Origin of the sequence: Pseudoalteromonas sp. APC 3694, from assembly GCF_030407565.1 — a bacterium.
Classification (GTDB): domain Bacteria; phylum Pseudomonadota; class Gammaproteobacteria; order Enterobacterales; family Alteromonadaceae; genus Pseudoalteromonas; species Pseudoalteromonas tetraodonis.
The window spans coordinates 43125-57333 of sequence record NZ_JASDDE010000012.1 but is presented as its reverse complement, the minus strand read 5'-3'; the positions used below and the strand labels follow the sequence as shown (position 1 = coordinate 57333).

Genomic DNA, 14209 nt, shown 5'->3' with positions numbered 1-14209 from the left:
AATGGATATCACCGAATTATTGGCATTTAGTGTGCAACATAAAGCATCAGATTTGCACTTATCATCAGGGGTATCACCTATGATACGTGTTGATGGTGATGTGCGACGAATTAATATACCAGCACTTGGAGATAAAGAAGTCAGCAGTCTGGTTTATGACATTATGAACGATAACCAGCGTAAGGACTATGAACAAAATCTCGAAGTGGATTTTTCTTTTGAAGTCCCTAATTTAGCACGTTTTCGTGTAAATGCCTTTAACTCTAATCGTGGTCCTGCTGCCGTGTTTCGTACTATCCCGAGTGATGTATTGACACTTGAAGATTTGGGCGCGCCGGAAATATTTAAACAAATTTCAGATAACCCACGAGGCTTAGTATTAGTTACCGGCCCTACAGGCTCTGGTAAGTCGACTACACTTGCAGCCATGGTGGACTATATAAATCAAAATAAACATCACCATGTACTGACCATTGAAGATCCTATCGAATTTGTGCACGATAATAAACTCAGCTTAATTAACCAGCGTGAAGTTCACCGCGATACACATAGTTTTTCTAATGCGCTGCGAAGTGCATTGCGTGAAGACCCTGATGTTATTTTGGTCGGTGAGTTACGAGACTTAGAAACTATTCGCCTTGCTATGACTGCTGCTGAAACTGGTCACTTAGTGTTTGGCACTTTGCATACCACGTCGGCACCTAAAACCATTGACCGTATTATTGATGTATTCCCTGGTGAAGAAAAAGACATGATCCGCTCTATGCTTTCTGAATCACTTCGTGCGGTTATCTCACAAACATTGATCAAGAAGGTCGGTGGAGGGCGAGTGGCTGCACATGAAATTATGTTGGCAACGCCTGCTATTCGTAACTTAATTCGTGAAGATAAAATTGCTCAAATGTACTCATCGATTCAAACCGGTGCGTCGCAGGGCATGCAAACCATGGATCAATGTTTAACGAATCTAGTTAACCGAGGCATTATCACTCACTCAGCGGCGTATACAAAAGCACAAGATAAGACGCAGTTTAGCGCTTAAGGAATTATTATGACTTTATCTTTAAATCACTTTTTACAAATAATGATCGACAAAAAAGGCTCTGATCTATTTGTATCGAGCCAGCTGCCTATTAGCGCTAAAATTAACGGCGAGCTGATACCTCTTAATGATGACAAACTAACCGATGAGCAAGCGCTGGAATTAGTTGAATCAGCGATGAGTGAAAAACAAAAAGCAGAGTTTCATAACACTAAAGAATGTAACTTTGCGATTGCAACTAGCGAAGGGCGCTTTCGTATTTCGGCTTTTTGGCAACGCGACAGAGCGGGCATGGTTATTCGCCGAATCGTCACTAAAATTCCCGATGTTAAAGAGCTTGGATTACCTTCTGCATTGACCGATGTGATTATGTCAAAGCGCGGACTCGTGTTATTTGTAGGTGGTACGGGAACCGGTAAATCAACGTCTTTGGCGGCACTTATTGGTTATAGAAATCGCAATCAACGTGGGCATATTTTAACCATAGAAGATCCAATTGAGTTTGTTCATGAACATAAAAAAAGCATTATTACTCAACGTGAAGTGGGTTTAGATACTGAAAGCTTTGAATCGGCACTTAAAAGCTCTTTGCGCCAAGCGCCTGATGTTATTTTAATTGGTGAAATTCGTTCGCAAGAAACCATGGAATATGCGTTGAGCTTCGCAGAAACAGGTCATTTATGTGTTGCCACCCTGCATGCTAACAATGCTAACCAAGCTATTGACCGCATTATGCACTTAGTACCAAAAGAAAAGCACGATAAGCTTAAATATGACTTAGCATTAAATTTACGCGCTATCATTGCTCAGCAACTTATTCCGACCTCTGATGGGGAAGGGCGTGTTGCTGCCATTGAGGTATTACTTAATACGCCAATGGTCAGTGAGCTAATTAAAAACGGTAATATTGGTGGCATTAAAGAAACCATGGCTAAATCAACTGAAATGGGCATGCAGACCTTTGACCAAGCGCTGTTTGAGCTTTACAGACAGCAACGTATTAATTATGCCGATGCATTACATCATGCAGACTCGCCAAATGATTTACGTTTAATGATAAAACTACGTAATAACGAGCAGCAAGGAGCTGGGTTTTTGCAAGGTGTAACCATTGATGGCCTTGATGATAAAGGTAATATTACTTAGTCTTAACCCACATAAAAAAAAGCGCCTTAGGCGCTTTTTTTTATGTGTGTTAAGTGCTTTATTCACCATAACTGGCTTCAAAAAAGCTCTCTAGAATAATCACCGCAGACATATTATCTACGTTGCCTTTACCTAAGTTTTTATAACCACCACGTTCAAATAACCGTGCCTTTGCATCTGCAGTCGTTAAGCGTTCATCTTGAGTATGAACCGCTATACCGTAATGATTATGCAAACGATTAGCAAACTTTTTGGCTTTAAAGGTAACCTCTTGTGAGGTGCCATCCATGTTTAGCGGTAAGCCAACCACCATTAAATCGGGTTGCCACTCTTTTACCTGTACAGCAATGTCATCCCAATTAGGAATGCCATCTTGGGCTTTCACCGCTTTTAAGCTGGTGGCGCTGCCTGTGAGCTCTTGACCAATAGCAATACCAATGCTCTTAGTACCAAAGTCAAATCCCATAACGGTGCGCTCACCTTGCGCTTTTACTATTTTTTTAGTCATGTTTGTCTTTTATGTTATTAGGGTCTGTTAACCTTTCAGGTTGAATTTGCAGCAGTCTGTTTGGTATTTGGGCAAGGCAGAGCCTTTGTGGTGTTCTTCCCCATAAATAGGCGATAACGCAGCATCAATGCCAAACAGGCGCTGCCCGAAGGGTTCTGCCTAGGGGCGATTTACTCTTTGTTGCTCGGTTTTTACTTAGCCCACTAGGTTACAAACTTCGCGCCGCGATTAAACCGCCCCTAGTTTGAACAAATTTTAATCCGCAAAGGTCAACAGACCCTAAGCATGTCCAGCTTCGGGGCTTAATTGGCTAACATCAAAACCAAGCATAGAAACGGCCATTTCCCAGCGCTTTTCCACTGGGGTACCAAAAATTATTTTAGGATCGGCTTTAATGATCAGCCAGCTATTGTCTAATAGCTCTTGCTCTAATTGGCCTTGTTCCCAACCGGAGTAACCTAAGGTAATTATAAATTGCTCGGGTGCTTGGGCTGTGGTTAAAGTGGCTAACACATCTTTTGAGGTGGTGATCATAATATCACTGCTCAACTTTTGGCTTGCCGAGTACCCAGGTTTTGGTGAATGTAGCACAAAGCCACGATCCGTTTTTACCGGCCCGCCAGCATACACTGTCACTTGCGCGGCATGTTGCGACTTATCGTTATCAATATCAATTTTGTCGAGTAACTCACCTACGGTAACATCAATCGGCTGATTGATAACAAGTCCCATAGCGCCTTCTTCATTGTGTTCACAAATATAAGTGACGGCACGTTTAAAAAAAGGGTCTTGCATTGATGGCATTGCGATTAAAAAGTGATTTTCTAATGACTGCATAAGTTTTACCCTTTTAGTTATTGAATCTTGAGTATGGCATAGTCCCATGTTTTAACACTAAAAATTTATTCGAGTTTTCAGCGATGACACGATAAGCGTCATCGCTTTATATCTTAGAACTGATTCAGTGATAATTTATTTATTAAGCTTTTTCTCTATGGCATCAAATAAAATGCCCGTAATTGAAATATCGTAAGCGGCTTCAATTTCTTTTACGCAGGTTGGCGCTGTTACGTTAATCTCAGTTAACTTATCACCAATGATATCTAAGCCAACAAATATTAAGCCTTTTTCTTTCAATGTAGGGGCAACTGCTTGAGCAATTTTAAGATCTGATTCGCTAATTGGGCGTGCTTCACCACGTCCGCCTGCGGCTAAATTACCACGTGTTTCGCCATTTTGTGGAATACGCGCTAAGCAATAAGGAATCACTTCACCATCAACAACCAATACGCGCTTATCGCCTTGAGTGATCTCTTCAATGTAATTTTGCGCCATCGCAAAGCGGCTACCATGCTCGGTTAAAGTTTCGCATATTACGCCTATATTAGCATCATCGGCTTTTACTCTAAAAATAGAAGCGCCACCCATGCCATCAAGCGGTTTTAAAATAATATCTTTATGCTGGGCTAAAAATTCACGAATTTGTTTTTGGCTGCGTGTTACTAATGTATCTGGCGTGTGTTCACTAAACCAAGCTGTAAAGAGTTTTTCATTGGCGTCGCGCAAGCTCTGTGGCTTATTAATAACTAAAGTACCCGCTTGCTCTGCACGTTCTAAAATATAGGTTGCGTAAATATATTCAGTATCAAAAGGCGGATCTTTACGCATTAAAATAACGTCTAAATCAGCCAGTGCAATGGTGGTTTTTTCTTCAAGTTGGTACCACTTTTGTTCGTTATCAAAAACTTGAGCTTTAGCTGCAGTGGCGTAGGCATTGCCTTGACGCAGCGATAAATCATCCATTTCCATGTAGTAAATTTCGTAGCCACGGGTTTGTGCTTGCATCATCATTGCAAAACCGGTGTCTTTTTTAATATTAAATCCACTAATAGGATCTGAAATAATACCTAACTTAATTGCCATGCGCTGTGCCTTAGTTTATGTGTTTTTTACAACTGTAGTCTTGATATGTGGGTGCTTTTAGTTATTTCAATTAGCTAAATCGCCAAATTGTAATTGCAGTGCGCTTAAAACGGTTAACGCTGCTGTTTCTGTGCGAAGTACCCGCGGGCCTAAGCGAATATCTACAAATTCTTGTTGCTTTGTTTGTGCTATTTCATCGTCGGTAAATCCGCCTTCAGGCCCTACTAAAAAGCGCACGCCGTCATCGGGAACGGTAATGGTTTTAATACTGTGTTCGGCGCGAGGATGCAAAGTTAATTTAATGGCAGCTGTTTGCTGTTCAAGCCAGGTTTTTAAATCAACAGGTGAGTGTATTTTTGGCACAAAGTTGCGCCCAGATTGCTCTGCTGCGGCAATGGCTATTTTTTGCCATTGCTGGTGTTTTTTTTCTAAGCGGTCGCCACTTAGCTTTACGCCGCAGCGCTGGCTAAAAATAGGGGTGATTTCAGTGATCCCTAATTCAACAGACTTTTGAATGGTAAAATCCATTTTGTCACCACGGGATACGCACTGGCCTAAATGAATCTTTAATGGCGATTCAACGTCATGAGGATTAAATTCAAGCGGCATAACAACCACGCTCTTTTTACTCACCTCAATAATTTCACTTAGAAACTCTCCGCCTTCACCATTAAAAATAGAAACCTGCTCGCCTACTTTCATGCGCAACACACGGCCTATGTGCCCTGCAGCATCATCGTCTAGGTTTAAAGGAGTATTAAGGGCAATTGGTGATGATTGATAAATATGAGGCACTCGCATGGCAAATCACTTTTTTACATAGAAGTTATATCCCTCTATGGTAAGTAAGCAAAGGCTTGGGTGCAATTATTTATTTTTCATATTCAGGGACTGCAAGCTCTGTTAGTTCTTGTGCGGTTTGGGCTATATCGGTATCACAGGACAAATGATTTGAATGGCACTCTTCATTTATGGGGTTAATGTCATAGCCATGATTGGTTTGACTAATCATATAGCGTTTTTCATGTAATGAATTATAAATAAAGCGCTGTGTATCATCAGCGAGCAAATAATCTGTTTGGTTGAATAATACGCCTTGAACATTGTGGTGTTCGTGAAGGTAGCTGGCCAGTTCTGAAATACTGATTTCGTTCTCAATATCGCAATAGCAATAATCTTTAACGAGTTCATCAAACATCATTTTAACCAGCTTTTGCGTGTTCGCACCGGCTATTATGATGTCCTTTTTAGCAGCATCATTAGTATTTATGTAATGTTTTACAAATGCTCGGCTGAACTCGTTATCTATATCGATTAATAGATAACTTCCTGTTTTAATTGCCATATGCCTAAAGTCCCTGTTAATTTACCAAACAATTAAATAGGGACGTTAAGCAACGGCTAAATTTAATGAGTTTGGTACTAAATTGAAAACATACTTATTAATAAATAACCAATAGCACAAAATACAGCAAATTCAATACAGGCAATGCCAATATTATCCTGATGATCGACTTCAAGTGCGGTATCTATATTTGGCATTGAAATAATTTTTATAATATACGTTAAACAGTATAGTAACAGCCACATCACACCGCAATGCATTACCAAAGTAAATAAGTTCTCTACCATTTTACCGTTTTGAAACGCCGCACTCGATAAACCAGCATATGCAGCAAGTGCTAAGCCTATTGATTTACCCGCATAGCGAATACCAATGGAGGTGTTTTCTAAACCAAAGTTACTTTGCAACGAGGCCCCTTGGTTGGCTTTAGCAAAGCGTTTTTCGCGTATTTTACTGTCTAGGGCAAACATGCCTTGTAAAACAAAAAAGCTTACCGAGGCTATTAATAAATTACTAAAGCCTTGAGTGTGTGTCCACGTATATAAACCCAATACTAAAATGCAGTTGGCAATCAGCATGCCTGAATCAACCAACGCTGCACAGACGTTTTGCTTTAATATAGCTGCTTCTTCATTAAAGCGGCGTAAAATCCATTTACGGTGGATTAAATGTCCCATTTTTATAAACGAAAATAACAGCACAATTAATAAAATGACTTTCAGCGGATTTGATTGAGCGGTGCTAATACTAATTTCATCGAACAAAAATGCCATCGTGGCGATCACGACTGATATTTCAGAAGCAAAACTAATCCCCATTGCAAAGTTATCATGCTGCGCTAATTCTTCTTTAAGTGCTTGTTTTGCTTTTATTTGAGTAATAATTCTTAAACTGATGATAGTAATACAAATAACCACAAAACTAATAGCAATCGCAACTAAACTAGTGTTAGATAATGACAAATATGACATGGTGTTCCTAAATAGATTTACCTTGATAGGTTTTTAACCATTCTAGTATGGTTATTGGTGAGATAAAAGAGGGTATTGATGAGTAACGACACGCAGCTTCCTATTGAATTAAAAAAACTCGGTGAAACACGCTTTGCCGCGCTGTACCCAGAGCAACAAAACCAGCAGCAGATAATACGGCTATTGGCGTTAAGTGATTTTGCTTGGCGCAGTTTAAGCTCTCAACCTGCGCTACTGTCTTGGTTGCTGTGTGAGCACGAAATTAAAAGTAGAGAAATTTTAGACCCTTTTGCACAGCTAGATATAACTAAAATAGAAGAGAGTGAGTGCCATAAGTTACTGCGCCAATACCGAGAAAAATACTGGTTAAAGGTGGCTTTTTTAGATTTATGCTGCAAAAACCCGATTGAAAATAGTATTAAATATATTAGTGAACTTGCTAATAAACTGATCGACAGTGCGAATCAATGGGCCTATAAAAATGTCGCTAAAACCAATGGTGAGCCATTAGATGAGCACAACAACCCGTTACCGTTAATGGTATTAGGAATGGGTAAACTAGGTGGACAAGAACTCAATTACTCATCTGATATCGATCTTATTTTTGCATATCCTCGCAATGTTAAAACCCAAGGTGGGCGTCGCTCGCTTGAAGCATCTGTCTTTTATACTAAAGTTGCCCAAAAGCTAATTACAGCACTTAATCAATGTACGGTCGATGGCCAAGTTTTTCGCGTAGATATGCGTTTGCGACCATTTGGGGAAAGTGGTCCGTTGGTAATGAGCTTTAATGCCATTGAAGATTACTACCAAGAGCAAGGGCGTGATTGGGAGCGCTACGCGATGTTAAAAGGGCGCTTAATTGGCACGCCTAACATTTATTGGCAGGAGTTTAATACGTTATTAAAGCCTTTTGTGTATCGCCGTTATATTGATTTTTCGGTTATTGAGTCGCTAAGAAAAATGAAGCTTATGATTGCCCAAGAGGTGCGTCGTAAGCGCTTAACCAATAATATTAAGTTAGGTGGTGGTGGCATTCGCGAAGTGGAGTTTATTGTTCAGGCTTTGCAAATGGTGCGAGGTGGCAGAGAGGCAAACTTACAAACCCAATCTTTATTAATTGCATTAAAAGAGTTAACACTAAGCCAAGTTATTGATGAACTTGAAGCTAAAGATTTAAAAAGCAATTACTTATACTTACGCAAAGTAGAGCAATACCTACAAATATTTGATGATCAACAAACACAAACACTGCCCGATGATGAGCTAAATCAACAGCGACTCAATGTGTTGCTCGCTCAGGCAGATTTTGCTGCAACGCTTGTGAAAATAGAACATGTGATGAGCCAAATACATAACGAATTTACACAGGTTATAGGCGAAGAAACTGAACCACTTGATACCTGTGAAGGGGCGTTTATTAGTGCTTGGGATCACGGCGATGTTAGCTTTTTAAATGAGCCCAGAGATGAGTGGCAAACACCATTATACGACTTCAAACAGCGCCTATCTAAAGCTAAAGTAGGCAATCGTGGGCGCGATATTCTTGATAAATTAATGCCGGCATTACTTAAACAGTTAAACGACTTTAATGCCAGTGCTAGCGCCTTTGCAACGGTATGCCAAATATTAAATAAAATTATTTCGCGCACCGCTTATCTAGAGTTGCTGTATGAAAATCCAGGAACGCTAAAACAATTGGTTTTACTTTGTTGTCACAGTAAATGGATTGGCGAGCATATTTCATTATACCCCATTTTGCTCGATGAACTTATCGACCCAGCTGTGCTTTACAAGCCAACCCCATTAACTGCATATAAAGATGAAATAAGGCAGTATTTTTTACGCATTGAACATGACGATTTAGAGCAGCAAATGGAAGCGCTGCGTCAGTTTAAGCAAACCCATCAATTACGCATTGCCGCAGCTGATGCGACGGGCGTTATTGATGTAATGAAAGTAAGCGATCACTTAACAGCATTGGCTGAAGCGATAGTCGATCAGGCTGTAAATATTGCGTGGTACCACTGCGTAAAACGCTTTGGTATGCCACCTAATACCGATGATGAAAACAAGGGGTTTGCGGTTATTGCGTATGGTAAAACTGGCGGTTTTGAGGTGGGTTATGACTCTGATCTCGATTTAGTCTTTGTGCATAACCATGATGGTACAAGCTACACCAATGGTGATAAAGCGATTGACTCAAGACAGTTTTATTTAAAACTCGCACAACGATTAATGCATTTATTTAATACCCGTACCGCCTCAGGTATTTTATATGAGTTAGATACTCGTCTGCGTCCAGAAGGTGCATCAGGGCTATTAGCTATTAACCTAGAAAGCTTTAATCATTATCAGCAAACGCAAGCATGGACATGGGAGCATCAAGCGCTGGTTAGAGCGAGGCTGATTTTAGGCCAAGCTGAATTAGTAACACGGTTTGCACAAATTCGCGCCGAGATATTGTGCCAACAACGTGATGAAGATACTTTAAAGGCAGACGTGATTAAAATGCGCGAAAAAATGCGTGCCCATTTGGCTAAAGGCAATGCGCAGCAATTTGACTTAAAACAAGATGTAGGTGCCATGACCGATATTGAGTTTATAACGCAATACTTGGTATTAAAACATGCCCATGAGTTTACCCACTTATGCGATAATTCTGACAATGTGAGAATTTTAACTGATGCGGCTAAAATTGGCTGTATCAGCGATATTCAAAAACAGCAGCTTATTCAAGCGTATATAGACTATCGCTCACGCTATCATGTGTTGAGCTTAGACCAGCAAGGTCGCTGCGTTAAACGAGAAGAGTTTAGTGAAAATATCAATAATGTTAGCACGGTTTGGAAGGCAATATTTGGGCTAGATTGAGCAATTTAATGTTATGCGCTCAGCAATATTTGAGCGCATATCAACAAAATTAAACCGAATGTAGTTAATTGCTTAGCTTTAAACAGTTTGAGCGTACAAATTCAGACGGTAGCTCGGTAATCACCGCTGCACGTTGTTTAGGGCAGAAAAACGCATACACTTCATTTGAAAAGTCATCATTAATAGAGCGGCTAACGCGGTATAAAGCGGAGTTAAAACTGCTATCTATACGAAAGTGATCTTTTATTACGTAATCTTTGTTTAAGTACCACATTAAAGTAATACCTTCGTTATTAGCATATTGGGTCAGTACAGTACGCAAGGTTGAGTCACGTTGAAAGCGACGCGGGCCTACTTCTCCACTCCAATTTAAAGGCATAGGCTCTACTACAAAAGAACGCTGGTTTAGCGCTCTGTCGAGGCTAAGATCGGGTTTTTCGAGTTCAATGACAAATTTGTCATTGTCTTTATTGACAGTAATTCTATCTCGAATTGATGCATAAAACCGTGATAACCCTTCAGCAGCAGCGTTGGTGGTTTGTTGATAATTAAGTGACGACGTACCATTTAGTAAAAAGTAAGTGGCTGCACCAATTAACAATAAAGCTAAAAGTATATATCTAATCCAAAACCACATGGCTGTCACTCATCTTTGTTATTTTAATAACCCATCTTTAATAGAAAGAGGGGGCGTCTTTATCTGGGCGTGTTTTAAAACGTCTATGCAACCACATATATTGTTCAGGGGCGGCATTTATTGATTGCTCCATGCGCTGATTAACACGTGTTACATCGGCTTTATCATCGCCGCTTGGGAAATTTTCAAGCTCAGGTACGATTTCTAAATGATATTGGCCTTTCTCATCACGACGAGTAATTAGGCTCATTGTTTCGCAGTTTTTACTACCCGCAAACATCAGTGTGCCAGTGGTCGTTGCTGTGTCGGGAACTGCGTAAAAAGGCACAAATTCACAACGGTTACGGCCATAATCTTGATCAGGTAAGTAATAACAAACTTTTTTGTTCTTTAATGCTTTTAATAGACCTTTGACGTCTTTTTTACCAATTAAATATTCATTCGAGCGCAGGCGTCCGTTAGTGGTAAAGTATTCCATCAGCGGATTATTGTGTGGGCGATAAAAACCTATACCTTTACACCCAGTCCCCATTAAACGGCCAGCCATTTCAAGGTGAAGCACATGAGGAACGAGTAATAAAACGCCTTTTCCTGATTGTTGCACGCGTTCAAAATGCTCAAGCCCTTTTATTGATCCCAATACTTTTTTGACCCGCCACTGTGGCCACCACCAAGCCATGCCGGTTTCGACCATAGCAATACCGGTATTTTCCATATTTTTAAGTACTAGCTGTTGTTGCTCGGCTTCGCTCATTGTTGGAAAGCAGTGCTTAATATTAACCTCAGCAATGTGCCTTCTGCGTTTCATATACTTATAAACCAAGCGTCCGAGCTGCTTACCCATGGCTAATTGTAGTTTTTGTGGTAACCATGAAATAAGATATAAAAACAAAACACCAATCCAGGTTAGCCAGTAACGAGGACCTAAAAAAGAAGCTTTAAAAGGGGATGAGTTAACCACAAAAATTTCTCTAAAAATAAAAGGCTAGGGTCTGTTGACCTTTGCGGATTAATATTTGTTCAAACTAGGGGCAATTTAATCGCGGCGCGAGGTTTGTAACCTAGTGGGCTAAGTAAAAACCGAGCAACAAAGAGTTAATTGCCCCTAGGCAGAACCCTTCGGGCAGCGCCTGTTTGGCATTGATACTACGTTATCGCCTATTTATGGGGAATAACCACATTATACCCAAGTTGCCTCAATATGCAGAATTCAGCGCTTCACAGGGACTTAATATCAAGGCGTTCCCTTTGTAATAATGGTCGTCCCTTTTAAAAAGGAACAACGAAGGGAGTAAGTTTCTGTGAAACGCCCTACGGGTTGGTTTAAAAGCTATTTATACTGCGTTATTGATTTTAACAAGGGAATAACCATTATTTTCAATCAATGCCTTGTCAAAATAGCTTTTAATCCCAACTGAAACTCGCAGATTGAGGCAACTTGGGTATAGATAGGCTCTGCCTTGCCTAAATACCAAACAGGCTGCTGCAAATTTAACCTTGAAAGGTCAACAGACCCTAGTTTAACGCTATGTGTTAAAAAATACAAAAAGCCAGCAAAAAGCTGGCTTTAGTGATTATTTATATGAAGTCGTTTGCTTAGTTAACGGTATTTAAACCTTGGTTTATACCCACTAAATCTTCACGGCTCAATGTTCCTGTTGCTTGTTTTAAGCGAAGCGTTGATACAACATAACGATAGCGTACATCGGCAAGGTTACGCTTTGCATTGTATAAGTTTTGCGTACTGACGAGCACATCAACAATGGTACGTGTACCCACTTCAAAACCCGCTTCCGTGGCTTTTAATGCGCTTTGTGCTGAAATAACCGCTTGTTCAAGCGCTTTATAGGTCGCAATATCAGATACCACTTGGTTATAAGAAGTAATAACAGAGCGAGTTACTGCGCGATAATCCGTTTCAAAATCTTGGCTCGCAGCAACGTAAAATGCACGTGCTTGATCTGTTGCAGCAACCGTTGCGCCACCAGAGTAAAGTGGTACGCTAAAGTTAAGTCCAACAGATGTTGAATCTGAACGAGGCTGGTCGTCAAAACTAGCGCCATTTAACTCGCTATCTGTTAATGAGTCGCCGTAACTAGCATTTAAAGTTAGTTTTGGATAATGCCCTGCTTTAGCAAGTTCAATTTGTTCTTTAGCGATATCAACCGTTATTTTTGATACTTGCAGATTTAAGTTTTTGTCTTTCGCTATTTTAACTAAATCCGTTGCAGGCGTACTTGGCTTAACAGTAGAAAATGTTTCGGTGTTTAACATATCCAGCTTTGCGTGGTACTTACCAGTGATCTCACGTAGCTGCTCACGGGCTGTTTCTACCGCATTATTAGCAATGATTTCTTGCGCTACTGAGTTATCAAATTGTGCTTGTGCTTCATGTACATCGGTAATAGCCGTTAAACCTACAGCGTAACGTTGTTTAGTTTGTTCAAGTTGGCGCTCAATGGCACGTTTTTCAGCTTGTACAAATTCAAGGTTATCAATAGCGCTTAATACGTTAAAATAGCCTTCAGCCACACGTACTATTAAATTTTGTTTAGCAAAATCGTACTGGCCACTAGCTTGCAGTGCTTGTTTGTCAGCAATGCCGAGTGAATTCCACGCGCCCAAATCAAATAGCGTTTGGCTTAAGCTAATACCACGTCTGAATTGGTCCGTTTCACTTTCGACTTTAACTTGGTTTGATAAATCGCCTATGCTTTGAAAAGAGGTCGAGTCACTTTTTTCATAACTCATGCTTAAACCAATTTGCGGTAATAGTGCGCTCATAGCGCGATCGCTTTGGTATGATTGTGCTTCAGCTTGGGCTTTTGCTTTTAAAACGGTAGGATCGTTGGCTGTTGCGATTTCAAAAACTTGAAGTAAATCTTCTGCATTGGCTACGGTTGAGCCCAATGCGCATGATAAACTAACCAGTGCAGCAAGGATGTTCTTTTTCATGTGATGTTCGGTCCTTAGACAATTTTTGTACTAGTAGCATGTTAACCTGTTTTAACTAATAACTAAAAAAAAAATTAGTAAAACAGCGTTCTCAAGTGTAACAGAATATATACCTAAATGACGTTGATGTATTTGCACCCTCAAAAAGGAAAGAATAGATGACGAATAAAAGTCGTATTAAATTTACCCATGACGATGTGAGATTAAAACCAATTGAAAATTTGTATGATGGTTTTTTTAAAATAAACCTTTATCAATTTAAGCATGCCTTATTTGCGGGTGGAGAGTCTGAGGTAATTCGTCGAGAAATTCTTGAACGCGGAGATGCGGTCGCAGTTTTACCTTATGACCCAGTAACTGAGCAAGTGCTGCTAATTGAACAAATTCGAATTGGCGCAATTAAAAGCAAACACACGCCTTGGCTGTTAGAATGTATAGCGGGCATGACCGATGGCAGTGAAGATTACGAGTCGGTTGTTAAAAAAGAAGCGTTTGAAGAAGCGGGACTTAATTTAACAGAACTTGAGTTTATGTTGTCTTACCTTTCAAGCCCCGGCGGTACTACAGAGCGTTTATATTTATATTTAGCTCACGCCGACTTAAGCCAAATTAATACCGGTATATATGGCTTAGACACCGAAGGTGAAGATATTAAAACGCATATTATGGATTTAGATGAAGCATTTGAGCGACTCAATCGTGGCGAGATAGATAATGCGGCTACGGTAATTTGCTTGCAATGGTTAGCACTAAATCGCGACAGAATACGTAAGAAGTGGGCATAGTTTTAATTTTTTAATAGTAATGG

The 14209-nt window shown here is 40.2% G+C and carries 13 protein-coding genes; 4 read left to right on the top strand and 9 right to left on the bottom strand.

What is annotated here, in order from left to right:
• The first annotated feature begins 1 nt into the window (after position 1).
• A complete protein-coding gene (locus QMA00_RS06560; RefSeq protein WP_010391590.1) occupies positions 2–1042 on the top strand; it encodes a type IV pilus twitching motility protein PilT in 1041 nt (346 codons plus the stop codon).
• Between the two features lie 9 nt (positions 1043–1051).
• Positions 1052–2188: a PilT/PilU family type 4a pilus ATPase gene (locus QMA00_RS06555; RefSeq protein WP_076922111.1), complete on the top strand. Its 1137-nt coding sequence runs from the start codon at positions 1052–1054 to the stop codon at positions 2186–2188.
• Positions 2189–2246: 58 nt separating this feature from the next.
• Here QMA00_RS06555 and ruvX read toward each other — a convergent pair whose 3' ends face one another.
• The 6 genes from ruvX to QMA00_RS06525 form a co-directional block, all read right to left on the bottom strand.
• Positions 2247–2696: a Holliday junction resolvase RuvX gene (ruvX, locus tag QMA00_RS06550; protein WP_064663514.1), complete on the bottom strand. Its 450-nt coding sequence runs from the start codon at positions 2694–2696 to the stop codon at positions 2247–2249.
• Positions 2697–2975: 279 nt separating this feature from the next.
• Entirely contained in the window at positions 2976–3533 is a 558-nt protein-coding gene (locus tag QMA00_RS06545) for a YqgE/AlgH family protein (RefSeq protein WP_076922110.1), read from the bottom strand.
• A 135-nt stretch (positions 3534–3668) separates the two neighbouring features.
• Positions 3669–4619, bottom strand: a complete 951-nt coding sequence (gshB, locus tag QMA00_RS06540) for a glutathione synthase (RefSeq protein WP_076922109.1) — start codon at positions 4617–4619, stop codon at positions 3669–3671.
• 66 nt (positions 4620–4685) lie between these two features.
• A complete protein-coding gene (gene rsmE, locus QMA00_RS06535) occupies positions 4686–5420 on the bottom strand; it encodes a 16S rRNA (uracil(1498)-N(3))-methyltransferase (RefSeq protein WP_055012525.1) in 735 nt (244 codons plus the stop codon).
• A 70-nt stretch (positions 5421–5490) separates the two neighbouring features.
• Positions 5491–5964: a hypothetical protein gene (locus QMA00_RS06530; protein WP_076922108.1), complete on the bottom strand. Its 474-nt coding sequence runs from the start codon at positions 5962–5964 to the stop codon at positions 5491–5493.
• A 77-nt stretch (positions 5965–6041) separates the two neighbouring features.
• A complete protein-coding gene (locus QMA00_RS06525) occupies positions 6042–6935 on the bottom strand; it encodes a hypothetical protein (RefSeq protein WP_076922107.1) in 894 nt (297 codons plus the stop codon).
• A 78-nt stretch (positions 6936–7013) separates the two neighbouring features.
• On the opposite strand from QMA00_RS06525, the gene glnE reads away from it, so the two are divergent.
• Positions 7014–9809 (top strand): bifunctional [glutamate--ammonia ligase]-adenylyl-L-tyrosine phosphorylase/[glutamate--ammonia-ligase] adenylyltransferase, encoded by a 2796-nt coding sequence (glnE, locus tag QMA00_RS06520; protein WP_076922106.1) that lies wholly within the window; start codon positions 7014–7016, stop codon positions 9807–9809.
• Positions 9810–9873: 64 nt separating this feature from the next.
• Here glnE and QMA00_RS06515 read toward each other — a convergent pair whose 3' ends face one another.
• The 3 genes from QMA00_RS06515 to tolC all read right to left on the bottom strand — a co-directional run bounded on the left by QMA00_RS06515 (position 9874) and on the right by tolC (position 13401).
• Positions 9874–10446 carry a toxin co-regulated pilus biosynthesis Q family protein gene (locus tag QMA00_RS06515; RefSeq protein WP_076922132.1) on the bottom strand — a complete coding sequence of 191 codons (573 nt, stop codon included), beginning with the start codon at positions 10444–10446 and terminating at the stop codon, positions 9874–9876.
• Between the two features lie 37 nt (positions 10447–10483).
• Positions 10484–11407, bottom strand: a complete 924-nt coding sequence (gene lpxL, locus QMA00_RS06510) for an LpxL/LpxP family Kdo(2)-lipid IV(A) lauroyl/palmitoleoyl acyltransferase (protein WP_076922105.1) — start codon at positions 11405–11407, stop codon at positions 10484–10486.
• Positions 11408–12042: 635 nt separating this feature from the next.
• A complete protein-coding gene (gene tolC, locus QMA00_RS06505; protein ID WP_076922104.1) occupies positions 12043–13401 on the bottom strand; it encodes an outer membrane channel protein TolC in 1359 nt (452 codons plus the stop codon).
• 158 nt (positions 13402–13559) lie between these two features.
• Between tolC and QMA00_RS06500 the strand changes: the two genes are divergently transcribed.
• Entirely contained in the window at positions 13560–14186 is a 627-nt protein-coding gene (locus tag QMA00_RS06500; protein WP_076922103.1) for an NUDIX domain-containing protein, read from the top strand.
• The last annotated feature ends 23 nt before the right edge of the window (positions 14187–14209 follow it).